Consider the following 23,561-nt stretch of genomic DNA (forward strand, 5'->3'; position numbering starts at 1 on the left):
TCGGAGAGGTCGAGCTGGCGCTGGGACGCACCACACGGAACGGCGATTTCGAGGCCTCGTTCAACACCTCGGCACAGCTCGACGGCTCGGGCCGCGTACGGAGGTTGCTGATCTGCCGCACACCCGAGATCTCGTTCCCCCTCTGAAACAGCTGTGAGTACTTGTTAACCGCGGGCGGTTAACAAGTACTCACAGCCGGTTTCGGTCAGGACATGAGGTCGTACAGGGTCACGCCGTCGACGGTGACGGCGGTGAAGTTCTCCTGCACCCAGGTGGAGATCTCCGATGCCGTTCCGTCTCCACCCATTCCGCCGCCTCGGCCGCCGGAGATGAAGTAGTGGATCTTGCCGTCCGCCACGTACTGCTGGAACTGCTCCGGCGTGGGTGACGGATCGCTGCCGTTGAATCCGCCGATCGGCATGACCGGATCCTCGGTGGCGAGCTGGTAGCCGGATGCACTGTTGGATCCGATGGCCGCTGCCACCCAGGTGTAGTTGCCGGAATCCTGTTCGAGCAACGCCACCAGCTCGGCGCCCGGCTCGCTGCCGGAGAGCAGTCCCCCGGCGGCGCCGCCCATGGCACCCATACCGCCCATGCCGTCGGTGGCTCCTGCCGCCGCGCCGTCCGTTGCGCCGGCAAGGGCACCGCCCGGCAAGGTGGGCACCGCGGCACCGTCGGTGCGTCCAGCACCCCCCATGCCGCCAGGGCCACCCATCCCGCCGGGGCCTCCGTGGGCGCCTTCGACGTTGGGTCCGGCCGAGACGATCGAACCGGTGTGCGGCGTCGCGATGGTGTCGACGGCGTAGGCCGTCGGACCGGCGAGGCCGGTGAACAGCGCGGCCAGCGTGACCACGGCACCGATCCGGCCTCGGGTCAGCGCCGGGACGAGCACGGCAACCGCAGCGACGACGCCGACGACGACCACGGCCCACTTCAGCCACGGCACGAACGACGCGCTGCGTCCGAGCAGAACCCAGGACATGGCAGCGGTGGCCAGCAGTGTCGTGGCGAGAACCGCTCGCACCCACAGCGTGTCCCGTCGACGCCACAGCGTCGCCGAACCGATCGCCACCAGCGCGGCCACGGCAGGTGCGAGTGCGACGGTATAGTACGCGTGGAAGATGCCCGCCATGAAGCTGAAGGTCAGTCCGGTCACGAGCAGCCAAAGACCCCACACGAGGAACGACGCACGCTGGGTGTCGACGCGAGGTGCCCTGCCGCGCAGTGCGAGACCGGCGACCAGCAGGATCAGTGCGGCCGGCATCAGCCAGGCGATCTGACCGCCCTGAGCCGACTCGAACATCCGCGTGATGCCGGTGCTACCCCACATACCGCCACCGCCGGGGGCGCCTCCTCCGGGGAAGCGGCCGCCCGCCATGGCCTCGCCGGCACCGCCCATGGCCGCTGCCACCTCCCCTCGACCGCCCCCGGGCATGACACTGCCGGTCTCCTCACCGTTCAACCGGCCGAGACCGTTGTAGCCCAGCGTGAGTTCGAGGATCGAATTGTTCTGCGAACCGCCGATCCAGGGCCGCGACGACGCCGGCCACAGTTCGACGATCAGCAACCACCAGCCCGCGGAGACGATCATCGCGCCGAGCGCCGCGAAGCACTGGGCGAGGCGCTTGCCGAACTTCGGCGGTCCCGCGACGAGATAGGTCAGAGCGAGCGGCGGGACGACGAGCATCACCTGAAGCTGCTTGGTCAGGAACCCCAAACCGACGAACACGCCGGTCAGCACCATCCACCGGGTGCGTCCCTCCTCCACGGCCCGCAGCATCGCCCACACGGAGGCGATCATCAGCAGCACCAGCAGGGCGTCGGGGTTGTTGAACCGGAACATCAGCACCGCGATCGGCGTCAGCGCCAGCACGAGACCCGCGAGCAGACCCGCCGGGGCGCCGAACCACCGCTTCACCGTGGCGTACAGCAGGGCGACGGAACCGACCCCGAGGAGGGCCTGCGGTACCAGCATCGCCCACGAGCTGAGCCCGAAGACCCGGACCGACAGCGACATCAGCCACAGCGACATCGGGGGCTTGTCGACGGTGATGGAGTTGGCGGCATCGGAGGATCCGAAGAAGAACGCCTTCCACGACTCCGAACCCGCCTGGACCGCGGCGGCGTAGAACGAGTTGGCCCAGCCGGAGGCGCCGAGCCCCCAGATGTACGCGACCGCGGTCCCGACCAGGAGTGCGGCGAGCGCCCACGGCTCCCACCGCATGCGGGCGGGAGGTGGTTCGGCCCCTTCGACCTTCGGTTGTTCGAGGGTCGTCGTCATGCGTGAGCTCCTTCGGGGCGTGCGTTCCGGAACACCCAGCGAAGGGCTATGAAACGACTGATGGTGGCAACGAGATTGGCGAGGACGAGGACGGCGAGTTCGACGTGCTTGGACACGTCCGGGGCCGCCGAGTGGAGGACGTACAGCGAACCGCTGGTGAGCAGCAGTCCGAAGGCGAACACGAGCAGCCCCTGCATCTGATGCCGGGCGGCGCCCTGGGATCCGCGGACACCGAACGTGAACGCGCGGTTCGCGGCCGTGTTGAGCACGGCCGTGACGAGCAGTGAGACGGCGTTGGCCCACTGCGCGCCCACGATCGGATGCAGGATCAGGTAGAGCAGCGCGTACGCGACGGTCGACGCGACGCCGATCACGGCGAACCGGGCCAGCTGCCCGACCATGCCACGCGGAACTCCGGGCACCAGCGGCTCGCGGCCGAAACTGTCGCGCAGGCTGCCGATGGGCAGCGATCCGGTGGACAGTGCCCGGCCCACCCGCCACACGCCCTTGAGGTCGGCGACGGCGGTCGCGACGATGTCGACGCGACTGTCCGGGTCGTCGACCCAGTCGACGGGGACCTCGTGGATGCGCAGGCCGGCGCGTTCCGCGAGCACCAGCAGCTCGGTGTCGAAGAACCATCCGGTGTCCTCGACCAGCGGCAGCAGGCGCTGCGCGACGTCCGCCCGCATGGCCTTGAACCCGCACTGCGCGTCGGAGAACCGCGCGTGCAACGCGCTGCGGAGGATGAGGTTGTAGCTGCGGGAGATGAACTCGCGCTTCGGTCCCCGGACCACCCGCGACGAGCGGGCGAGACGGGACCCGATCGCGATGTCCGAATGCCCCGACAACAGGGGCGCAACGAGCGGCATCAGGGCGTTGAGGTCCGTCGACAGGTCGACGTCCATGTACGCCACCACCTCGGCGTCGGAGCCGCTCCACACCGCACGCAGAGCACGGCCGCGCCCTTTCTCGTCGAGGTGCACGACACGGACGCCGTCGATCTCGGCGGCCAGACGGTGCGCCACTGCGAGGGTGGCGTCGACGCTGGCATTGTCGGCGATGGTGATCCGGGCGGAGTAGGGAACGTTCTCGTCGAGGTGCCGCCGCAGCCGGCGCACGCAACGTTCGAGTCCGGCTTCCTCGTTGTAGACCGGCACGACAACGTCGAGCACGGGCGCGGTCTCGGAGGTTTCGGGGGTCTCGAGTCGTCCCATGGCGCCCGGTGCGCGGGAGAGGGAATTCGTCGTCATGCGTCCAAGATTCGTCCCGTACGCTCCGATGACTCTGGACGCAGGCTGGGAGTTTCCTGTGCGCTTCGCGCCCGTGAGTACTTGTTAACCGCGGGAGGTTAATAAGTACTCACGGGGGGCGAAGCCGCATAATGGCGGCCATGGGATCTGTATTCAGCGCCATCATCAACGGAGATCTGCCCGGACGTTTCGTGTGGGAGGACGAGGACGTCGTCGCGTTCCTCACGATCGCCCCCGTCACGCAGGGCCATGCGCTCGTCGTACCCCGCAAGGAGGTGGACCAGTGGCAGGACGTCGACGGTGAGATCTGGACGAAGGTCATGGACGTCGCCCGCACGATCGGACAGGCCGTCCGCCCCGCTTTCGACGCACCGCGGGCGGGTCTGCTCATCGCCGGTCTCGAGGTGCCGCACCTGCACGTACACGTCTTCCCGGCCTACGACCTCGGCGATTTCAACATCAGCAACGCCGAGCAGAATCCGTCCCAGGAATCGCTCGACGAGGCGCAGTCGAAGCTCAAGGCGGCGCTGCGCGAACTCGGCCACGGCGGCAACGTCCCCGACTGACGGTCAGCTCGACCGCGGCAGTTCCACCCGGAACGTGGCACCCTCACCGGGCCGGCTGTCGACGGTCACCGACCCGCGGTGGGCGGCGACCAGGGCCGCCACGATCGACAGGCCCAGCCCGCTGCCGCCGCTCTCCCGGGTGCGGGAGGCGTCGGTGCGGTAGAACCTCTCGAACACCCGGGCCGCGTCCTCCTCGCTGAGTCCGGGTCCGGTGTCGGCCACCTCGAGCACGACGCTGTGTTCGGTGGTGCTCAGCCGCACCGTCACGTCCGCGGTGGCGGGGGTGTGTTTGACGGCGTTGGCGAGCAGGTTGCCGAGGACCTGCCGCAGCCGGGCCTCGTCACCGATCACCTCCGGTGTCCCGGGTCCGGGGCGGACGTCGAGCGCGATGGACCGATCGGGGGCGAGAGCGCGTGCCCCGTGCACGGCGTCCGAGGCCACCGACAGCAGGTCGACGGGCCGGGTCTCGAGGGGGCGCTGGGCATCGAGCCGGGCGAGCATCAGGAGATCCTCCACGAGGAGTCCCATCCGCGACGCCTCCCCTTCGATGCGACTCATCAGGGTTTCGGTGTCGGTCATCGCGCCTTGTCGATACAGTTCGGCGAAGCCGCGGATCGTGGTGAGCGGGGTGCGCAGCTCGTGGCTCGCGTCGGCGACGAATCGCCGCATCTTCTCCTCGGAGCGCCGCGCCGATTCCTCCGACGCCTCGGTGGCGGCGAACGCGTGCTGGATCTGAGCGAGCATTCCGTTGAGCGCCACGGACAGTCGTCCGATCTCGGTACGGTCGTCCCGTTCCGGAACACGCCGGTGCAAGTCACCCGACGCGATCGCCGCTGCGGTCTCCTCCACTTCGACGAGGGGTCGCAGACTGCGCCGGACCACGAAGTACGCGACCACTCCCAGCGCGATCAGCACCACCACACCGATGATGAGTTGCAGGACGATCAAACGGTTCACCGTTTCGTCGTTCTCGGTGAGTGTCATCGCGACGGTGGTCTCGGTTCCGTCCGGCGCGGTCGTCGTCAGCACCCGCCACCGCACGTCGGAGTCGTCGGTCGAGCCGACCGTGTCGGGCCCGGCCGCCGGGTTCTCGGGCAGCGCGGGGGAGACGGATTCGTCGTTGATCTCGCGCAGGACCGTTCCGTTCGGCAGCGTCGTGCGGACGTAGAACGGGCTCGGTGGGCGGCCGAGGTTCGGTTCGACCGGCGGCGGCAGCGGGCGCGATTTGCCAGGCTTCGCCCACCCCTGAGCCGCGTCGTGCAGTTGGTGATCGACGCGGTTGGTCAGCGAATTTTCGAGCGCCGACGTCACTGCGACACCGGATGCGAGGAGCCCGAGCGCAGCGAGCAGGAGCACGGCACCGACGAGGGTGATGCGCAGCGGCATCGAGCGAATCCACCGTCGCGCAGGCCTGTTCGGGACAGCGGCGACCGCCTCGGCCGACTCCCGCGGAGCCGCAGGCGCGGTCATCGCCGCGGTTCTCGCATCACGTAGCCGACTCCGCGGAGGGTGTGGATCAGCGGCGTCTCACCCGTGTCGACCTTCCGGCGAAGGTAGGACACGTACGACTCGACCACCCCGACCTCACCGCCGAAGTCGTAGTTCCAGACGTGGTCGAGGATCCGCGGCTTGCTCAGCACGGTGCCGGCGTTGACCATGAAGTACCGCAGCAGCGTGAACTCCGTCGGCGACAGCGACACCAGGTCACCCGCCTTCCAGACCTCCCGCGTGTCGTCGTCGAGTTCGATGTCGGCGAACTTGATGCGGGCGGACTGTTCCTCCACCGACACCTTGCCTGCCCGCCGCAGGATGACGCGCAGCCGGGTCACCACTTCTTCGAGGCTGAACGGCTTGGTGACGTAGTCGTCCGCGCCGAGGGTGAGTCCGCTGATCTTGTCCTCCACCGCGTCCTTCGCGGTGAGGAACAGCACCGGAGCGTCCACACCGTCGGCGCGCAGCCGCTTGAGCAGGCCGAACCCGTCCATTCCCGGCATCATGACGTCGAGGATGACAGCGTCCGGGCGGAACGTGCGGGCCGTGTCGAGTCCCTCGGCCCCGGTCGACGCCGTCGCCACCTCGAATCCCTGAAACCGCAGACTCACGGACAGCAACTCGAGGATGTTCGGTTCGTCGTCGACGACGAGGACGCGGGCTTCGACAGGCTTCTCATTCACGCAACCCATCATCACTCGCGCCGCTGGATCGTCGCTGTAGGTTTCCTGGGAGATTCCTGGGAGCCGGTACCGTCGGCCCGTGCGGTCGGTTTCCGGTCGTCAGTTCACCACGATGTTGAGGTTGAGTACTACCCCGCCGAACGTCAGGATCGTGTTGGCCAATCCGAGTGTGACACCGCTGTTGAGTGCCCCGAGCAGTCCGAGCATCGTGACCTCCATCGTTGCCCCTGGGAAGGGGTGGTTGCGCGCTGTCCGTGCGCGTTGCAGATGACACTAGGTCAACTCCGATGAATTCGCGGCGACACACGCACGCGAATTCCCCGAATAAAATCACCCATTCTTCTTTACCGAAAAAGGGGGAAATTCTCGGCGCATGAGCAAGGATGGGAAAGTTGCGCTCCGCGTGCCGTCGCCTCCGGTCGTCGAACGCACGAGACAACCCCGCCGTCTATCCGACAGCGGGGTTGTGGGAGCGGAGTTGCCTTGACAGGCAGGAAGTTCAGGCTACGACGTTCAGGTTGAGTACCACTCCACCGAACGTCCCGATCGTGTTGGCGAGTCCGAGGGTGAATGCGCTGTTGATTGCCGCGAGCAGTCCGAGCATCATGATGTGCCTCGTTATCTTCCGTGGTATATGCACAGAATTCACTGTTTCGCTCGACAATAAATGAGGCGACCTCGATCTGCGAGATAATCGGCGCATTCGCAACCCGTGCGCGTCCGAGGAGTGTGTGTACTCGCTCACCACTCACAGGCGCGGAGCGCCCCGTTGGGTACCGTGGAAATCGTCGACACGACATCCGGACGAGCGCACCGTACCCGGCCAGCGACAAGACGGTGCCCGGAGGTTTGTCATGGCGTGGATCGTGCTTGTGCTGTCGGGAGTCCTGGAGGCCGTCTGGGCCACCGCCCTCGGCCGATCGGACGGGTTCAGCAAACTCGGACCCAGTGTCGTGTTCGGCGTCGCGTTGATTCTCAGCATGGCGGGTCTGGCGTTCGCGATGCGCAGTCTCCCCATCGGAACGTCGTACGCGGTCTGGGTCGGCATCGGCGCAGCCCTCACGGTCGGGTTCGCGATGGTGACCGGCGCCGAGAGTTCCTCGCTGGTGAAGATCCTCCTGATCCTGGGCATCGTGGGATGCGTCGTCGGACTGAAGGTTCTGCACTGACCGGATCGCGACACTCGATGCTTGTGTGTCGCGGGTTACAGTAATTCCATGAACCTGGTGTCGTTGATGACCCTCCCGGTGCGTGTCGGTCTCGCGGCGGCCGATGTCGGTCTCGGAATCGCCGAAGCGAGCCTGGTGACCGTCCGGACGGCGGTCGCCGGAACCGGTGTGGTCACGGGGATGAGCACCCAGGGCAGCCCGCTGCAGGTGATCAGCCAGCTGTCGTCGCTCGCGGCCAACGACCGGCCGCTCGGGCAGGCCCTCCAGCCGGGTGGTCCGCTCGACCGCCTGCTCGCTCCGGGTGGTCCCGTCGACCGACTCACCTCGGAGGGCGGCACCCTCGAACGGTTGCTCGAGCCGGGCGGCCCGCTCGAGCGGGTTCTCGCCAAGGACGGCCCGCTCGACCGGGTGCTCGCCGAGGACGGAACCCTGGAACGGCTTCTCGCGAAAGACGGCCTGCTCGACCGTCTCACCGCCGAACAGGGACCGCTCGAACGGCTGACCGCGCAGGACGGTGCGGTCGAGCGGCTCACGGCGCCGGGTGGACTCGTGGACCGGGCGCTCGCCGAGAACGGCATCCTCGAGACCCTGCTGTCGGAGGGTGGCGCGTTCGAACGTCTCATCGCCGAGGGCGGCCCGCTCGACCAGATCGTGGCGCTGTCCGAGACGCTGACGGCGCTGGCTCCCAACCTCGAGCGGATGAGCGCCAGCATCGACCTGCTGCAGGAAACGGTGGGGATTCTCAGCGCCGCGGTCGGGCCGCTCGGCGACCTCGCCGGCAAGTTGCCAGGACGCTGGCTCAAGGGCAAGGGCGACCGCCCAGGCGTCGACTACACACTCGGGCCCGCCTGACGCCTTGACCTGAACGTGACTCGAGGTTTTACGGTCGGTTGATGACTCGCATCGAAGGCCTCGGACCAATCGGCATCTCCCTGAACATCTCACCGGACGAGACGTACCTCGACGAGGCGGCCCGGCTGGAATCCCTCGGCTATTCGGCGATCTGGCTGCGGGGCGGTCAGATCGACAGCCTGGACCGGATCTCGGCTGTCGTCCGGGCGACCGACTCGATCCCCGTCGCGACCGGCATCATCCCGGTCGGCGTGTACGACTCGGGCGCCGTCGCACAGCTTCATGCGGATCTGCAGACCACGGCGCCGGACCGGTTCGTCGTCGGACTGGGTGGCCCGCAGGTCCCCCGGCCGTTCCGGGCGTTGAACGACTATCTCGACAGGCTCGACCGGTTCGATCCGCCGGTGCCGGCGGAGCGACGGATTCTGGCCGCGCTGGGCCCGCGCAAGCTGGAACTCGCGCGGGACAGGGCCGCGGGGGCCGTCTTGCTCCTCGTCACCCCCGACTACACCGCCGAGGCGCGGCGCATCCTCGGTCCGGACGCCACGCTCGTCGTCTCGCTGATGACGGTGCTCGGCGCCGACGCCGCGCAGGCCCGCGACACGGCCCGCGTTCCGCTCCGCTTCCTGTCCGGGGTGGGCGGCTACGCCACCAACTTCGTACGGATGGGTTTCGGCGCCGACGACATCGCGGGGTTGAGCGACCCGCTCGTCGACGACCTGGTCGCCTGGGGCGACGCGGACGCGATCGTCGCGCGGGTCCACAGCCACCTCGCGGCCGGTGCCGATCATGTCGTCGTCAACGAACTGGGTGAGCGGCCGGACGAGGCGGCCCGGCAGCTCGCGAGACTGCTGCCACTTCGTGCATAGGACCGACCGGCCGACAGCAGCCGACCCGTGCCTCTGGTATGTATTTCGCATGACACGAACCATCGTTGCGCTGTTGATCCCTGCCGCCCTGCTGCTCGGGGCATGCAGTTCCGAATCGACCACCACCCAGGCCGAGTCCCCGGCGAGCGCAACGATCGAGGCCACCGAGGCATCCTCCGCAGACCTGCCCGCCGTCGCGGACCTGTGCAAAGGCCTGCTCCAGTACGCGAACGGCGCGGAGGCTCGCGCGCAGCAGAGCGGCGAGACGTTCGACCGCACGAAGGCCCTCGACGACCTGTTCACCCAGTCGGCCGAGACGCCGGAGTGGAAGGACGCCCCGCAGGAGCGCAAGGACCAGATGATCCAGGCCTACGACGCCGCCAAGACCGGGGCCTGCTGACCCGGATCGCAATCGAGGACCGGAACTGTCCTCAACCCTTCGTAGCGTGCCCGGTATGACCGACACGACGAAGACCATCCGTCCGTTTCGCATCGACATCGCGCAGGAGCAACTCGACGATCTCGCCGATCGCCTCGCGCGCACCCGGTTCGGCACACCCCTCCCGGGTGACGACTGGGCGAGCGGTGTGCCCACGTCCTACCTGGTCGAACTCGTCACGTACTGGCGCGACGAGTTCGACTGGCGAGCGCAGGAGAAGTCGCTCGACACCATCCCGCAGTTCGTCACCGAGATCGACGGTCAGAACATCCACTTCCTCCATGTGCGCTCACCCGAACCGGACGCATTGGCCCTCGTCCTCACCCACGGCTGGCCGGGTTCGTTCGTCGAGTTCCTCGACGTGATCGGGCCCCTCACCGACCCCGCAGCGCACGGGGGCAACCCCGCCGACGCGTTCCACGTGGTCGTGCCGTCGCTGCCCGGATTCGGGTTCTCCGGACCGGTCCGCGAATCGGGCTGGGACACTACCCGTATCGCCACGGCGTGGGCTGAGCTGATGAGCCGGCTCGGCTACCACCGCTACGGTGTCGCGGGATCGCCTGAACCGGGTGTCCCGGTACATGTCCGAGGAGTTCGGCTACATCTCCATCCAGTCCACGGGACCCGCGACTCTCGGTGCCGCGCTGGCTGATTCGCCGGTGGGGCCAGCTCGCCTGGATCGTCGACAAGTTCCGCGAGTGGACGCATCCCCGCGAGGCGCTCCCCCACGACGTCGTCGGCATCGACCGGCTGCTCACCAACGTCATGCTGTACTGGCTCACCGACACCGCGTCTTCGTCCGCGTACGTCGGCTACATGCAGGAATCATCCTGGGGCGCCGCCAAATCCGCGTCCGGGATCCCGACCGCGGTCATCGTCTTCGCCCACGACGTCGGCATCCGTCGCTACGCCGAGCAGGAACACGCGATCACGCGGTGGACCGACGTCGAGGACCGTGGCGGTCAACTTCGCCGCACTCGAAGAGCCCGAGACCTTGACCGCGGACATCCAGGAGTTCTTCGCCGGACTCCGCTGAGCGGGACACGACGAACTCGCCGGCCCCGGGCATCGGGACCGGCGAGTTCGTCGACGGTGTTGCGTCAGTTGCCGATACCGGCAACCTCCTGGGCAATGCCGGCCAGTCGCGTCTGGGCCGCGGAGACCACGCCCTGACGGTCCTTGTGGGCTTCCTCGTAGGCGACGACGGTGCGCACGTCGGAGGGATCGGTCAGTTCCTTGACGGCGGCGACGGCCTGGGACACGTTGAGGTCGTCGTAGTCGGCGATCGGGAGTTCATCCGCCTCCAGGACGCCACCGGCGGCGCGTGCGGAATGAATCGCGTCTGCGACTCCATCAGCGCCTTCGTTGCGAGTGACCTGCTCGGCCGTTTCGAGGGCGGCATCACGCGATGCCGCGAGCGTCTTCACCGCGACGTCGCCCGCGTGGGCGCCTCGCCCGAGCAACGCGCTCAGCATCGGCGGGGTGGTGCGGGCCGTGTCGAGAGCACGGTCGATGCCGCGCGCGGACCACGAGACGGGGACGTTGATCAGCCGGATCGTGGCGCCGGTCGCCGCCTGGAACAGGGTGCGTCGCAGTGCCGCCGGTCCGCCGAGCGCCTCCTCCGCGAGCACCGTGGTCAACCAGTCGACGGTCGCGGCGTGCGCGGTGACCAGCCGATCGGCCAACCGGACGACGTCCTGCTTCCCAGCCGCGGTCGCGAGGGCCTTCACGTACCGCGCCCGGTCGAGCAGCTGGTGCTCGAGGGCGAGGTCGCCGAGCAGGGCCTCGTCGAACGGCTGTGCCTGCTCCGCCATCGCCTTCAGCGCCGCTGCCACCCGGCCGAGCAGGGGGCCGACGATCTCCGGCACTCCCCCGAGATCGCGGATGGCGCGTGAGATCGCCTCCGCGCGGAGGCGTCCGTTTTCGGCGTTCTCGGTCAGTTCTCGGCGCACGGCCTCCGTGCGCGCCTGCGTGACGCGCGTTTCGGCAACCTGGATTTCGGTATTGGTGAGATCGAGGACGGCGTGCAGCTGGGTGATCAGTGTGGGGACGGTGGTGACGGTCATGGTGTGTCCTTCCAGTACGTGGGATGCGGTCAGATCAGGCTGGAGATGAGATATGCCGCGAGTAGGACGCCGATCAGAACGGACGCACCGGTGACGGCCGCGAGGACCGCCGATCCGGTCACGGACACCGCGGGCACGGCGGCAACGAGCGCAGCGATGAGAGCGGTCCCGAGCGAGAAACGACGGTCGGGCTCGTCCTGCTGATTCTTCGCGTGCCGGGGAGTGCGCGTGCGGAGTGCATTGTGGGCAAGGGTCATGGTTCGATTTCCCGTCTGGAGTCGAATGCGGACCAGAGTCGGGACTACACGAGAGGACGTTCGCCGGACGACGCTGTCGGCGCCTTCGCGCAGTGCCCGGGTTTCGCGATATACAGCGGTAGCGCGCTGACGACATCGACTGGACGGGCAGTGTCTCGTTCGGCCATTGCTTGTTCTCTCCCTGCCGCAACGTCACATGCTCATATGCGTGCGGCTCGTTCGGGTCGTCAACTTATCTGCTCTGGCTGATACAGATTTCATCATAACTACTCGACAGTAAAGTTCAACCCTTGCGAGCAAGAGAATCGACCGACGCGAGGATCACCGCTCTGAAACCCACCAGGACCAGCAAAGATGCTCTCGAATGTCGGAGGCCGAGACCGACGTCGATCGTGGAATTCGTCGATCCCCAATGGCATGGCCGTACGGATCACTCTCCGGCCGAGTCGCCCCCCGAGCCTTCCAACCGGGACGCCAGATCCGCATTCTCGGATTCGAGCGCGAGGATCCTCCGAATACCCGGGACGTTCACTCCGTCCTCCATGAGCTGCGCTATGCGCGCCAGCCTGACCAGATCGTCTTCGCTGTATCTACGGGTGCCGCCGCTGGTCCGGGCAGGGGTCAGCAATCCGCGACGTTCGTACAGCCGCAGGGTCTGCGGGCCGATGCCCGTCAACTCCGACGCCACCGCAATTCCGTAGACCCCGCGACACGAGCGAGGTAGGGCATCGATGGTCATAACAGGCTCCCTTCTGCTTAAGGAACACCTGATGTTAACAAACGAATGAAACGAATCTGCAATTGGAGATATAGATTTTGCATATTGCACTCAGCACGCACCCTCGGCTGCGGCGAGGATCAGGACCGGGTGACGTAATCTCGGATCCGAACCGAACACGAACCGAGGCCGTCCAGGCAGGGTTCGTGGAGGTGTCGTGGCCGCGAGTGCCACGGCCTCTGCCCCAGAGACGAGAAGACGGTGCCCCGCACTCAGGAACACGCAGACCGCTACCGCGACGCTCTCACCGCGCTCGCCGCGGCAACTCAGCGACCGGCAAATGTGGTCAACACCGGTGCGGGCTATGCGATCCGGGTCGATTTCGAGTACAACCGCTACCTTCTCGCATCCAACGCCGCCGACGGACTGACCGACACGGTCGAGAACACGTCCGAATGGCGGGTCAGCCTCTACCAGGGCGTCACCGACGGAACGTCCGACGAACTTCTTGCCGCCGCCGAGCACGCATGGCTGGTGGACGCGTTCGACCTCGCGTTCGCCGATATCCGGGCGAAGGGCAAATGGCAGTCGGCCGACGCGTCGTTCGACGAGTTCACCCCCACCAACGACCAGTCTGCGAGCTGAGCCGGTAGGCGCGGCTCAGGCGCGATCCGGAACCTCGGACTGCACGAGCCGCTCGAGTTCGGCGTTGCGCGCCGCAAGGATCGCGTTCTCGGCTTCGAGCTGAAGGATCTGACCGATTCCGATCAGATTGACACCGGCCGCGACGAGTTCGGTGATCTTCTGGAGGCGCGCGACATCGTCCTCGCTGTACCGGCGTGTTCCACCGCCCGTGCGAGTCGGTGTGATCAACCCTCGCCGCTCGTACAAGCGCAGCGTCTGCGGCCCGATACCCGTCAACTCCGACGTTACCGAGATCCCGTACACACCCCGCTGCGAACGAAGCGGCACATGAGAGGACGTCACCGGATCTCCCTTCTTCTCAGGGCGCATCAATCCTACCAAGGTTCGGTAGACACAATGTGCCGCAGGGGGTGCAGGTTCGCTCCGCCCTGCGCGTACCGCGCTGTCCCCACTCCTGCATCGCAGTTCTCGGCAGCCGGAGGGCCACCCGGCGTCATCTGATCTCTTCCCGGTCCGGTTCTCCGGCCCGGCGAAGCACCGTCTCGAGCAGCTATCTTGCCGATTCCGCTTGAACTTCCTGCGCTATGACTGTAGAACAAATCTATATCCTTCAACGCAGATAAGTTCTCACCACGAGTTGGGCACCAAGGAGAAGCGATGACCACACACAACCCGCAGAACGCTCCCCACGACGGCGAAGTCCTCGTTCTCGGCGCACGCAGTGGTGGAGCGATCGCCGGCGGCCTGATCGCCACGCTGGCCCTCAGCGCACTCACCCTCCTCTCCTCCCTGCCGACCTGACGGCCGGCCCGGCCACCGCTCTCCGTCTCATACCGCCCCTTCACACCCGACAGGACACATCGCTCATGCCCGCCAGTTCCACATCCCACGCTTCCGCCACCACTACTGCCTCGCGAGGCGGAGCAACGATGAGCACCGAGGAAATCAAGGCCCGGATCGAGGCGATGTTCGCCGACGAGGCCGCCGACACCTCACCCGCACTCGTCGAATAGCGACGCCATTGCCGATGCCGGCCGGTCAGAGAAGGGCAGAGCCATGAATGTGTCCACCCAGCTCCTAGCACCATCCTGCGAGATCCGTCGCATCCCCCCGAGGACGACGCCGACGCGTCGCACGAAGCCTGCGGCGGAGGTCGCAACAGACGAACGACGACTGGAACGCCCGCAGGCCGCGCGCGGCGAGCGCGACCAGTACCGTGACGTGCCCGCACAGTGCGAGGCCATCGGCCGGCTCGCCGCCTCCGACCCCCGCCGCGAAGTGTTGCGACAGCGACTGATCGAACGTTGCCTGCCGCTCGCCGAACACATCGCCCGGCGTTTCCACGGTCGCGGCGAACCACTCGACGACCTGATCCAGGTCGCCCGCCTCGGCCTGGTCAAGGCCGTCGACCGCTTCGACGCCCGCTGCGGAGGGAACTTCGTGTCCTACGCCGTCCCGACCATCACCGGCGAGGTGCGCAGGCACTTCCGCGACACGGGCTGGGCCATGCGCGTCCCGCGCAGCATGCAGGAACTGCACCTCTCCCTCACCAACGCGACAACCGACCTGACCACGACGCTCGGACGCGCTCCGACGGCGAGCGAACTGGCCGAGGCCCTCGGGATCGACAAGGACGAAGTAGTCCAGGGGCTCCGGGTCGCCGACGCGTACAGCACCCTGTCCGTCGATTTCCCGCTCGGTGAGAACGAACGCCCGCTGTCGGAGACGATCGGCGACGTCGACCCCGCCCTCGCGCACGTCGAGGACCACGTGGTCCTCGCACCTCTGCTGGAATCACTTCCCGACCTCGAACGCACTGTGCTGGTCCTGCGCTTCTTCGGCAACATGACCCAGTCGCAGATCGCAGCGCGGGTGGGTGTCTCGCAGATGCAGGTGTCTCGGCTCCTGACCAAGACCCTGGCGGATCTGCGCGGGAAACTCGCCGACGTCGGCGGTCAGATGCTCTCGTAGTCGGCCAGGAAATCCTCCCACGTCCGCTTGCCCGTCGCTGCGACGTCGAGTGACAGGTTCGCGCCCTCCCGGTACGCGCGGCCGGCCTTTCCCGGCATCCGGACCGGCATCATCAGCCGATGCCTTCCGGTCGCCTTCAGGTATCCGCGCATCAGATCGGCCATGCCGTACACGGTCGGCCCGGGCAGGTCGGGTACGAGGCCGGCCGGTGCCGCGAGCGTCAGTTCCACCAGTCGCGCCGCGACCTCCCCCGAATCGACCGGCTGGAAGCGCAGTCCGCCCGGCACCGGGATCACCGGCAGTTTCACCATCTTCTGCAGCATGGTCAGCACCAAATCGTGGAACTGGGCCGCGCGCAGCGTCGTCCACGGCACACCCGAGTCGGCCACCGCTCGTTCCGCTGCCAGCTTGGATCCGAACCAGCCGAGCGGAACGCCGTCGGCGCCGATCACCGAGATGTACACGAGGTGCTGCACCCCGGCGCGCGAGGCGGCCTCCACCAGGTTCCGCGTCGCGACCTCGTCACCCTTGGGTCCGCCCGCCAAGTGCAGAACGATCTCGACCCCCTCCAGCGCAGGCTCTATTCCCTTGCCCTCGAACAAGTCACCGGCCAGGTACTCGACGCCGTCGCCGGGCTCGCGGCCGTGCCTGCTGAGAACCCGCACGTCCCGACCCGCTGCCCGCAGCAGTGGGACGACCTGACGTCCGAGCGTGCCCGTACCGCCGGTGATCAGAATGGGTGATGTCATGATCTCTCCAGATTCGTTGGATGCGGGACTCGGTTTCCCGGTCTCGGCAGCTGGTTTTCGGTGGATCTACTGCTAAGACACGCGGCGAGGAAGGAATGTGACACGGTGGACGACCGCGATCGGCTGACGGAGCGTTTCGAGGAACACCGGCCCCGGCTGCGGGCCGTCGCGTACCGGATGCTGGGCTCGGTGACCGAAGCCGACGACGCCGTCCAGGAGGCGTGGCTGCGCATGAACCGCGCCGACACCGGCGACGTGGACAATCTCGAGGCGTGGCTGATCACCGTGGTGTCGCGGGTGTGCCTGAACGTGCTGCGATCACGCGAGCAGCGGCGCGAGGAACCTCTCGACGTGCAGGCGCACGATCCGGTCGTCGGTCACGAGGACGGTGGCGACCCCGAACACGCAGCGATGCTGGCCGACTCGGTCGGGCTGGCCCTGCTCGTGGTGCTCGACACGCTGACCCCGGCCGAGCGGCTCGCGTTCGTGCTGCACGACATGTTCGACGTGCCCTTCGACGACGTGGCTCCCATCGTGGGCCGGTCCTCCACCGCGGTGCGACAGCTCGCCAGCCGCGCCCGCCGACGGGTGAAAGGAGTCTCGCCGGCGCCGGACACGGCGGATCTGGCACGCCAGCGCCGCGTCGTCGACGCCTATCTGGCCGCCACGCGCGGCGGCGACTTCGACGCGCTGGTCGCGCTGCTCGATCCGGATGTTGTGCTCCGCGCGGATCCGGCTGTCGGCCCCACCCCGGCCCCACTCGTGATCCGGGGTGCCCGCGTCGTGGCCAGGGGCGCGCTCGCCTCCTCGGAACGGGCCAGGTTCACCCAGGTCGCCCTGGTGAACGGGGCGGCCGGGCTCGTAATGGCCCTCCACGGGCGGTTGCACGTGGTGCTGGCGTTCACCATCGCGGACGGCCGGATCACCGAGATCGACGTCATCGCGGAACCCGATCGGGTCCGCCGACTCGATCTCGCGGTTCTCGGTGACTGACGGGACCCCGGTCACCCGTACAGGGTGATGACCCTGCGCGCCCCGACCCGCAGCATGGAGGTGGCCGACACTGCCGGGAGAGGGGCGCGAACGTGACTACTGCCTCGGACGACGACGCCCCACCCCAGAGCGCGGCCGCGCCGTCGCCGTTCCCGCCCATCGCCGACTACGCCTTCCTCTCGAACTGTCACACCGGGGCGCTGATCGCGCCGGACGGTTCCGTCGACTGGCTGTGCGTGCCCCGTTTCGACTCGCCCAGCGTGTTCGGTTCCCTCCTCGACCGCGAGGCCGGGATGTTCCGGATCGGCCCGTTCGGGCTCAACGTTCCGGCATCCCGGCAGTACGAGCCGGGAAGCAACACCATTTCGGCGGTGTGGAACACGCCGACCGGCTGGGTGACCGTGCGCAGTGCACTGACGATGGGGCCGAGCCGCGGCGAGGACACGATCACTCCCCACACGCGGCCGCCTGCAGACGAGGACGCCGATCACATGCTGGTCCGCACGGTCACCTGCCTCGACGGCACTGTGGAGGTGGAGTTGGTGTGCGAGCCCGTGTTCGACTACGGGAGAACACCGGCGGAGTGGGTTCTCGTGGACGGCGATCGGCACACCGCCGACGCGAGCGGCGCGGGGCGGACCCTGCGTCTGCAGACGGACATGGCGCTCGGCATCGAGGGTGGGCGGGTGCGCGCCCGGCACGTGCTCGAGAAGGGTGAAACCCTCTACTGCGCGCTGTCGTGGGCGGCGGAACTCGCCGCACCGGAAACTGCGGAAGAGGCTGTCGCGCAACTCGATGCAACCTCGGCGTTCTGGCGGCGCTGGTTCAGCCACGCACGTTTTCCCGATCACCGGTGGCGGGAGGCGATTCAGCGGTCCGCCCTCACCATCAAGGGACTCACGTACATGCCGACCGGCGCCACCGTCGCAGCCCTCACCACCTCCCTACCGGAAACTCCGGGCGGCGAACGCAATTGGGACTACCGGTACACGTGGATGCGGGACTCCACGTTCACACTGCAGGCTCTGCACTATCTGAACCTGGACTGGGAGGCCGACGAATTCATGCAGTTCATCGCAGACCTCGAGTCGAACGGCGATGGCGCACTGCAGATCATGTACGGGATCGACGGCACCCGCGACCTGACGGAGTCGACCCGCGACGACCTGTCCGGCTACGCGGGCGCGCGTCCGGTGCGCATCGGCAACGGCGCGTTCGACCAGCGGCAGAACGACGTGTTCGGCGCCGTCCTCGACTCGATCCTGTTGCACACGGTGCGCAGCAAGCGCCTCCCCCGCCGGCTGTGGCCGCTCGTACAGCAGCAGGCGACGTGCGCGTCCGCGGTGTGGCGCAACCCCGATCAGGGGATCTGGGAGGCTCGCGGCGCACCGCAGCACTACGTGTCGTCGAAGCTGATGTGCTGGGTGGCACTCGACCGGGCGTCGAAGATCGCGGGCATCCGCGGCGATCGCTCGGCCGAGGAAACCTGGCGCGCCACAGCCGAAGAGATCCGCGCTGACATCCTCGAGCACGGGGTGAAGAACGGGGTTCTGCGCCAGCACTACGACACCGAGGCGCTGGACGCGTCGACCCTGCTCGCCGCGGTCTTCGGCTTCCTTCCCCGCGGGGACGCCCGCCTGCGCGCCACCGTCGACGCCATCGCGAACGATCTCACCGAAGACGGATTCGTCCTGCGCTACCGCACCGGCGAAACCGACGACGGGTTGTCGGGCAAGGAAGGCAGTTTCCTGATCTGCTCGTTCTGGCTGGTGTCGGCACTGACCGTGGTCGAACAGGTGCAGGAGGCAACCGATTTGATGGAGCGGTTGGTCAGCGTGTCCTCTCCCCTCGGGCTGTACGCCGAGGAGTTCGACACGAGCACCGGCCGTCATCTCGGCAATTTTCCGCAGGCGTTCTCCCACCTCGCGCTGATCGAGGCCGCGGGGCGCATCATCCTGCACGAACGGATGCGGGAACTGATGTGAGCCGAGGCGGACCTCGACGTCCCGTCACCGTAGGCTGAGATCGTGTCCCGAGCAGAGTCGAATCGGACGTACAGCGGCCAACCGGTTGCGGAACGTCGCGTAGCCCGCCGGGCACGGTTCCTCGACTCCGCCCTGTCGGTCTTCGCGGAGAAGACGTACGCCCACAGTTCGATCAGTGACATCTGCGCCCACGCCGGACTGTCGCGTCGCCAGTTCTACGAGGAGTTCGGCAGCCGCGAGGACATCCTCCTCGCGCTCTACGACACGATTCAGGACGAGGCCCGGGACGCGGTGCTCGCCGCGAACGACCGGGCGCCCTCGCGCGATCCCCGGACCGTCGCCGGCACCGTCATGACGGCCTACATCGAATCGGTCGGCACGGACGAGCGGCGGGCCAGGATCATCTTCGTGGAGGTGGTCGGCGCGGGCCCCCGGGTGGAGCAGTACCGCCTCGCGCGCCGCACGCAGTGGGCCGAACTCTTCGAAGCGGTCACCCGCACGATCGACGGTGGCGTCGTCGACCCGCCCGAGCGGTTCGCGATGGTGTCGATCGCCTTCATCGGGGCGGTCAACGATCTCGCCCATCACTGGAGCACCGCCTCCCCCAGACCGTCCGCCTCGGTCCTGGTGGACGTTCTGAGCACGATGCTCATCGCGCTGGTCACCGACCAGACCTGAGCCGAACTTACTCGCGAGTATTGCGATACCCGTCACACCTGATCTATGGTCTGCTCTCAAAGTGAGACATAGACGTCTCACTTCGGCCCGGGGAGGACCACATGATCGGAACGAGAGCGCTACGACGTCGAATGCTGCTGGTGGGAGCGATGGTGGTGGGCGCACAACTCGCCGTCGCCACGCCGTCGGTCGGGGCTCCCACCGACGGCGGAACGTCGGTGGACGTGCAGCCGGCCCTTACCGTTCCCGCCTGGCCCGAGGTCGGCCGGGGTTTCTACGAACCGCCTGCGGACGTGGTCGCGGCGGCCGAGCCGGGCGAGATCATCGCCGCCCGCGAAGTGCACCTGGCGAACCTGTCGGTACTTCCGGTGAACGTCGACGCGTGGCAGCTGTCGTATCGCTCCAACAATTCGCGGGACGAGGCGATCCCTGCGGTCGCGACGGTCGTCAAGCCCCGGGGCACGATCGACGGCGTCCGTAATCTGCTCTCGCTCCAGCCGGCGGAGGACTCCCTCGGCAAGTACTGCGCCGCCTCGTACGCACTGCAGCAGTGGTCCGTTCCCGCGCCGTTGACCGGTCAGATCGTCGCGCCGCTGCAGTTCCTCGAGGCGCAGGCCGCCCTCGCCCAGGGATGGGCCGTCGTGATGCCGGATCACCAGGGCCCGAACGCCGCGTATGCGGCCGGGCCCCTCGCGGGCCGCATCACCCTGGACGGGATCCGCGCGGCGGAGAACTTCGACCCCCTGGGTCTGACGGGCCGGCAGACTCCGGTCGGGTTGATGGGCTACTCCGGAGGCGCGATCGCGACGGGTCACGCCGCCGAACTCCACGCGAGCTACGCACCGGACCTGAACATCGTCGGCGCGGCCGAAGGCGGCATCCCCGCCGATCTCGGCGCCCTCGTCGATCTCGCCGACAACAATCTGGGCGCGGGAATCGTGCTGGGCGGCGTGTTCGGCGTGAGCCGTGACTATCCCGAGCTCGCGGAGTATCTCGACACGCACCTGAACCCACTCGGCAAGCAGCTCCTTGCCGCCAAGAGCAACCTCTGCGTCAGCTACCAGTCGGCGCTACTGCCGTTTGCGAACCTGAGGGGCCTGTTCGACAGCCCGAGCGGCGACCCGCTTCGCGATCCGGTGGTCGAATCGGTACTCGACCGGACCGAGATGGGTCACCGGGTCCCGGACGTGCCGATGTTCATGTACCAGGCGAATCCGGACTGGCTGGTGCCGGTCGGGCCCGTCGACACACTCGTCGACACCTACTGCCAGGACCCGAACGCCCGGGTGACGTACACCCGCGACCACGCCAGTGAGCATCTGTCCCTCGAACCGGTCGCAGCCGCGAGCGCTCTGATGTGGCTGCGGGACCGGTTCGCCGGGGTGCCCACCGACGCCGGATGCATCACCCACGACGTGGGATCGATGGCCCTCGACCAGGCGACGTGGCCGGTGTGGTCGTCGATCGTCGGCGACACGATCGCGAGCCTGCTCGGTCAGCCGATCGGCACGTGAGGGCGCGGTCCCGATCAGAGGTCGCCGACACCGGCGAGCAGTCTGCGCGCCCCCTCGTGAAGGCGGTCCCGGACGGTGGCGACGCTGATCTGCATCGTGTCCGCCACCTCGTCGCAGGACATTCCCCGGTAATACACGAGGGCCAGTGTCTCCCGCTCGAGGGCGGGCAGCGCTTCCACCGCGTCCAGTACCACCGACCTGCACGAATTCACTTGCATGCACTCATCGTCAATGACCGGCGGGGTCGGAGACAGGGACCCCAGGGTGACGAACTGCCCACCCAGGGGTGAGCGTGCGGGAAACACAGAGGGCCACCTTCCCGGGAGAAGGTGGCCCTCTGTGTGCGGAGGTAATTCCGCGGTGGAGCCTCCTGTCAGGATTGAACTGACGACCGCTCGCTTACAAGGCGAGTGCTCTACCACTGAGCTAAGGAGGCGGACACGCGCGCCCATCATATCCATTGCAGGAACGACGGCTACTTCCGCCCACATTGGATAGCGTTGGAGCCATGAGTACCTCGGAGATCGCCACTGTCCTCGCTTGGCACGACGCCCTCAACTCCGGCGACATCGACACTCTGCTGTCGCTGTCGAGCGACGACATCGAGATGGGTGGGCCGAAAGGCGCCACCCAGGGCCTGGCGGCGCTGCGGGAATGGGCGTCTACCGCGGGCATCACGCTGATTCCGCAGCGAATGTATTACTACGACGGGGTGCTGGTGGTCGAACAGCAGGCCACGTGGGCCACGGACCCCGAGGAGACGCGTATCCTGGCCTCTGCATTCCGTGTCGTCCACGATCAGGTCATCTCCACGTTCCGCCACGAGACACTCGAGTCTGCACTCTCCGCCACCGATTTGACCGAGAAAGATCTTGTCTCCGACACGTAGTATGGCCAAGCTCACAGAATCCCTCCAACGTCTCACAGGCGACCGTCGCGCAACGGTCGATGCGGTCACCGCTGCACCCACACCGCTGCAGCCGATCGACCTCACCGACGACGCGGTGGTCGCCGAAGTACTCGACCTCGCCGTGCGAGTCGGTGAAGTGCTCCTCGCGTCCGGCACCGGTGCGATGGACACCGCCGAGCAGGTGCAGTTCATCGCCGCCACGTACGGCCTCGCTCAGTGCGATGTGGATGTCACGTACAACTCCATCGTGCTGTCCGCGTACCGCGGGCCGACGCTCCCGCCGGCGAGCACGATGCGGATAGTGCACTACCGCTCGATGGACTTCACCCGCCTCGCGGCGGTGGACCGGCTCACGCGGCGGATCCGCCGGGAGGCCGTCACCCCCAGCGAGGCGCACGAGGCCCTGACCGCGGTCACCACGGCGCCGCACCCGTACAACCGCTGGATCGCGACGCTCGCCTGGGCGTCCATGGCCGCGTCGGTCTCCGTGTTGATGGGTGGTGGTGTGCTGGTCGCATCGGTCGCCTTCCTGACGACGATGGTGATCTACCGGGTCAACCGCGTCCTCAACCGCATCGGTCTGCCGTTCTTCTTCCAGCAGGTGGCGGGCGGTCTGGTGGCGGCGACCCCGGCGGCGACGCTGTACACGTTCCAGGATCAGCTGGGTGTCGAGATCAGACCCTCACAGATCATTTCGGCCGGTGTGGTGGTGCTGTTGTCCGGGTTGTCGCTGGTCGGTTCCGTGCAGGACGCCATCACCGGAGCACCGATCACCGCGGCGGCGCGATTCTTCGAAGTGGTCATGATGACCGGCGGCATCATCGCCGGTGTGGCCATCTCGTTGCGTCTGACCGGTGTGCTGGGTTCGACCCTGCCACCCGTCAACGTCGAGATCACGGAACTCGTGCAGCTACCCGTCCTGGTGATGTCGGGCGCTTTCGCGTCGATGTTCTATGCATTGGCCTGCTACGCCGAGCAGCGTGCCCTCACGGCCGCGTGGTTCGGTGGCGCGGCCGGCGCCCTGGTCTACATGGTGGCGCACCAGTTCGGCATCGGCCCCATCATCGGTTCGGCACTCGCGGCCACGGTGGTCGGTTTCGCCGGTGGTCTGATGGCCCGCCGCGCGCTCACGCCGCCGCTGGTCGTCGTGGTGGCGGGTATCACGCCACTGCTGCCGGGTCTGTCTCTGTACCGGGGTCTGTACGCCCTGCTCAACAACGAGGTGGTGATCGGACTCAGCTCGCTGCTGGCGGCGTTCGGTATCGGCTGCGCGCTCGCGGCGGGCGTCACGCTGGGCGAGTGGATCGCCCGGACCCTGCGGAGGCCGCGCATCCTGCGTCGCACAGACGACATCCGCCGCCCCGTCTTCAAGACGAGGCGGCGGAAGCCGGTCGAAACACACACACAGAAGGCGGCCTGAGGCAGTTTCAGGTGACGGCCTCTCGGCCGTCTGCCGGGTACGACCGCCGGTGTCT

General features: G+C 67.5%; 27 protein-coding genes, 1 tRNA gene and 1 riboswitch. Of the genes, 17 read left to right on the forward strand and 11 right to left on the reverse strand.

Features of this window, described 5'->3' with window-relative positions:
* Positions 1–205: 205 nt before the first annotated feature.
* Together HGB39_RS10845 and HGB39_RS10850 are read right to left on the reverse strand one after the other, a co-directional pair.
* Positions 206–2,281: an ArnT family glycosyltransferase gene (locus tag HGB39_RS10845; RefSeq protein ID WP_005573359.1), complete on the reverse strand. Its 2,076-nt coding sequence runs from the start codon at positions 2,279–2,281 to the stop codon at positions 206–208.
* Positions 2,278–3,531: a bifunctional glycosyltransferase family 2/GtrA family protein gene (locus HGB39_RS10850; RefSeq protein ID WP_005573358.1), complete on the reverse strand. Its 1,254-nt coding sequence runs from the start codon at positions 3,529–3,531 to the stop codon at positions 2,278–2,280. The genes HGB39_RS10845 and HGB39_RS10850 overlap by 4 nt, the downstream gene beginning before the upstream one ends.
* Positions 3,532–3,671: 140 nt before the next feature.
* On the opposite strand from HGB39_RS10850, the gene HGB39_RS10855 reads away from it, so the two are divergent.
* Positions 3,672–4,097, forward strand: coding sequence for an HIT family protein (locus HGB39_RS10855; protein WP_182623624.1), 426 nt, complete (start codon positions 3,672–3,674; stop codon positions 4,095–4,097).
* 3 nt (positions 4,098–4,100) lie between these two features.
* Here HGB39_RS10855 and HGB39_RS10860 read toward each other — a convergent pair whose 3' ends face one another.
* Positions 4,101–5,483, reverse strand: a complete 1,383-nt coding sequence (locus HGB39_RS10860; protein ID WP_007300968.1) for a sensor histidine kinase — start codon at positions 5,481–5,483, stop codon at positions 4,101–4,103.
* An 80-nt stretch (positions 5,484–5,563) separates the two neighbouring features.
* Positions 5,564–6,280: a response regulator transcription factor gene (locus HGB39_RS10865; protein WP_005561510.1), complete on the reverse strand. Its 717-nt coding sequence runs from the start codon at positions 6,278–6,280 to the stop codon at positions 5,564–5,566.
* Positions 6,281–7,053: 773 nt separating this feature from the next.
* A riboswitch (guanidine-III (ykkC-III) riboswitch) is annotated at positions 7,054–7,115 on the forward strand.
* 10 nt (positions 7,116–7,125) lie between these two features.
* Between HGB39_RS10865 and HGB39_RS10870 the strand changes: the two genes are divergently transcribed.
* Genes HGB39_RS10870 through HGB39_RS40190 form a run of 6 tightly spaced genes read left to right on the forward strand, consistent with a single transcriptional unit; the run spans position 7,126 to position 10,773 of the window.
* Positions 7,126–7,440 carry a DMT family transporter gene (locus HGB39_RS10870; protein WP_005262845.1) on the forward strand — a complete coding sequence of 105 codons (315 nt, stop codon included), beginning with the start codon at positions 7,126–7,128 and terminating at the stop codon, positions 7,438–7,440.
* Between the two features lie 48 nt (positions 7,441–7,488).
* Positions 7,489–8,292, forward strand: coding sequence for a hypothetical protein (locus HGB39_RS10875; protein ID WP_005244499.1), 804 nt, complete (start codon positions 7,489–7,491; stop codon positions 8,290–8,292).
* 41 nt (positions 8,293–8,333) lie between these two features.
* Positions 8,334–9,161, forward strand: a complete 828-nt coding sequence (locus HGB39_RS10880) for a TIGR03620 family F420-dependent LLM class oxidoreductase (RefSeq protein ID WP_005561506.1) — start codon at positions 8,334–8,336, stop codon at positions 9,159–9,161.
* Between the two features lie 49 nt (positions 9,162–9,210).
* The gene (locus tag HGB39_RS10885; RefSeq protein ID WP_005561504.1) at positions 9,211–9,561 is read left to right on the forward strand and encodes a hypothetical protein; all 351 of its coding nucleotides are present in this window, start codon (positions 9,211–9,213) and stop codon (positions 9,559–9,561) included.
* A gap of 55 nt (positions 9,562–9,616) precedes the next feature.
* Entirely contained in the window at positions 9,617–10,252 is a 636-nt protein-coding gene (locus HGB39_RS40185) for an epoxide hydrolase family protein (RefSeq protein WP_005561502.1), read from the forward strand.
* On the forward strand, positions 10,237–10,773 hold the full coding sequence (locus HGB39_RS40190) for a hypothetical protein (protein WP_155756009.1): 537 nt from the start codon (positions 10,237–10,239) through the stop codon (positions 10,771–10,773). The genes HGB39_RS40185 and HGB39_RS40190 overlap by 16 nt, the downstream gene beginning before the upstream one ends.
* On the opposite strand, the gene HGB39_RS10900 is transcribed toward HGB39_RS40190, so the two are convergent.
* From HGB39_RS10900 to HGB39_RS10910, 3 genes are all read right to left on the reverse strand, one after another.
* Positions 10,701–11,666, reverse strand: a complete 966-nt coding sequence (locus HGB39_RS10900; RefSeq protein ID WP_005561500.1) for a DUF8129 domain-containing protein — start codon at positions 11,664–11,666, stop codon at positions 10,701–10,703. The genes HGB39_RS40190 and HGB39_RS10900 overlap by 73 nt on opposite strands.
* Before the next feature lie 29 nt (positions 11,667–11,695).
* Positions 11,696–11,923 (reverse strand): hypothetical protein, encoded by a 228-nt coding sequence (locus tag HGB39_RS10905; RefSeq protein WP_005262851.1) that lies wholly within the window; start codon positions 11,921–11,923, stop codon positions 11,696–11,698.
* Positions 11,924–12,353: 430 nt separating this feature from the next.
* Positions 12,354–12,662: a MerR family transcriptional regulator gene (locus HGB39_RS10910; RefSeq protein WP_005262852.1), complete on the reverse strand. Its 309-nt coding sequence runs from the start codon at positions 12,660–12,662 to the stop codon at positions 12,354–12,356.
* Positions 12,663–12,902: 240 nt separating this feature from the next.
* Here HGB39_RS10910 and HGB39_RS10915 point away from each other — a divergent pair, with 240 nt between their 5' ends.
* Entirely contained in the window at positions 12,903–13,286 is a 384-nt protein-coding gene (locus tag HGB39_RS10915) for a hypothetical protein (protein WP_005262853.1), read from the forward strand.
* Positions 13,287–13,301: 15 nt separating this feature from the next.
* Here the strand turns inward: HGB39_RS10915 and HGB39_RS10920 are convergent, their stop codons facing one another.
* Positions 13,302–13,628, reverse strand: a complete 327-nt coding sequence (locus HGB39_RS10920; RefSeq protein ID WP_005262854.1) for a MerR family transcriptional regulator — start codon at positions 13,626–13,628, stop codon at positions 13,302–13,304.
* Between the two features lie 315 nt (positions 13,629–13,943).
* Here HGB39_RS10920 and HGB39_RS10925 point away from each other — a divergent pair, with 315 nt between their 5' ends.
* The 3 genes from HGB39_RS10925 (at position 13,944) to HGB39_RS10935 (ending at position 15,257) form a co-directional block, all read left to right on the forward strand.
* A complete protein-coding gene (locus HGB39_RS10925) occupies positions 13,944–14,087 on the forward strand; it encodes a hypothetical protein (protein WP_037206481.1) in 144 nt (47 codons plus the stop codon).
* A 65-nt stretch (positions 14,088–14,152) separates the two neighbouring features.
* Positions 14,153–14,299: a hypothetical protein gene (locus tag HGB39_RS10930; RefSeq protein ID WP_164709551.1), complete on the forward strand. Its 147-nt coding sequence runs from the start codon at positions 14,153–14,155 to the stop codon at positions 14,297–14,299.
* 43 nt (positions 14,300–14,342) lie between these two features.
* Positions 14,343–15,257: a SigB/SigF/SigG family RNA polymerase sigma factor gene (locus HGB39_RS10935; RefSeq protein WP_005561495.1), complete on the forward strand. Its 915-nt coding sequence runs from the start codon at positions 14,343–14,345 to the stop codon at positions 15,255–15,257.
* Here HGB39_RS10935 and HGB39_RS10940 read toward each other — a convergent pair.
* Positions 15,242–16,006 (reverse strand): SDR family oxidoreductase, encoded by a 765-nt coding sequence (locus HGB39_RS10940; RefSeq protein WP_005561492.1) that lies wholly within the window; start codon positions 16,004–16,006, stop codon positions 15,242–15,244. The two genes, HGB39_RS10935 and HGB39_RS10940, sit on opposite strands and share 16 nt — an antisense overlap.
* Positions 16,007–16,111: 105 nt before the next feature.
* Between HGB39_RS10940 and HGB39_RS10945 the strand changes: the two genes are divergently transcribed.
* From HGB39_RS10945 to HGB39_RS10960, 4 genes are all read left to right on the forward strand, one after another.
* Complete coding sequence (locus tag HGB39_RS10945) at positions 16,112–16,999, forward strand: sigma-70 family RNA polymerase sigma factor (protein ID WP_005561491.1); 888 nt, start codon at positions 16,112–16,114, stop codon at positions 16,997–16,999.
* 92 nt (positions 17,000–17,091) lie between these two features.
* Positions 17,092–18,984 (forward strand): glycoside hydrolase family 15 protein, encoded by a 1,893-nt coding sequence (locus tag HGB39_RS10950; RefSeq protein ID WP_005561489.1) that lies wholly within the window; start codon positions 17,092–17,094, stop codon positions 18,982–18,984.
* Between the two features lie 42 nt (positions 18,985–19,026).
* On the forward strand, positions 19,027–19,662 hold the full coding sequence (locus tag HGB39_RS10955) for a TetR/AcrR family transcriptional regulator (RefSeq protein WP_005244512.1): 636 nt from the start codon (positions 19,027–19,029) through the stop codon (positions 19,660–19,662).
* A gap of 101 nt (positions 19,663–19,763) precedes the next feature.
* Positions 19,764–21,176, forward strand: a complete 1,413-nt coding sequence (locus tag HGB39_RS10960) for a lipase family protein (RefSeq protein WP_052023902.1) — start codon at positions 19,764–19,766, stop codon at positions 21,174–21,176.
* A gap of 14 nt (positions 21,177–21,190) precedes the next feature.
* Here the strand turns inward: HGB39_RS10960 and HGB39_RS10965 are convergent, their stop codons facing one another.
* Together HGB39_RS10965 and HGB39_RS10970 are read right to left on the reverse strand one after the other, a co-directional pair.
* Positions 21,191–21,394, reverse strand: a complete 204-nt coding sequence (locus tag HGB39_RS10965; protein ID WP_037206487.1) for an RNA polymerase sigma factor — start codon at positions 21,392–21,394, stop codon at positions 21,191–21,193.
* Between the two features lie 143 nt (positions 21,395–21,537).
* Positions 21,538–21,612 (reverse strand) — tRNA-Thr (locus HGB39_RS10970).
* A gap of 72 nt (positions 21,613–21,684) precedes the next feature.
* Between HGB39_RS10970 and HGB39_RS10975 the strand changes: the two genes are divergently transcribed.
* Both HGB39_RS10975 and HGB39_RS10980 read left to right on the forward strand, forming a co-directional pair.
* Entirely contained in the window at positions 21,685–22,065 is a 381-nt protein-coding gene (locus HGB39_RS10975) for a nuclear transport factor 2 family protein (protein ID WP_005262863.1), read from the forward strand.
* A 1-nt stretch (position 22,066) separates the two neighbouring features.
* Positions 22,067–23,506, forward strand: coding sequence for a threonine/serine exporter family protein (locus HGB39_RS10980; RefSeq protein WP_005561483.1), 1,440 nt, complete (start codon positions 22,067–22,069; stop codon positions 23,504–23,506).
* Positions 23,507–23,561: the final 55 nt, after the last annotated feature.

The sequence above is a fragment of the Rhodococcus opacus genome (assembly GCF_012396235.1).
Classification (GTDB): Bacteria; Actinomycetota; Actinomycetes; order Mycobacteriales; family Mycobacteriaceae; genus Rhodococcus_F; species Rhodococcus_F opacus.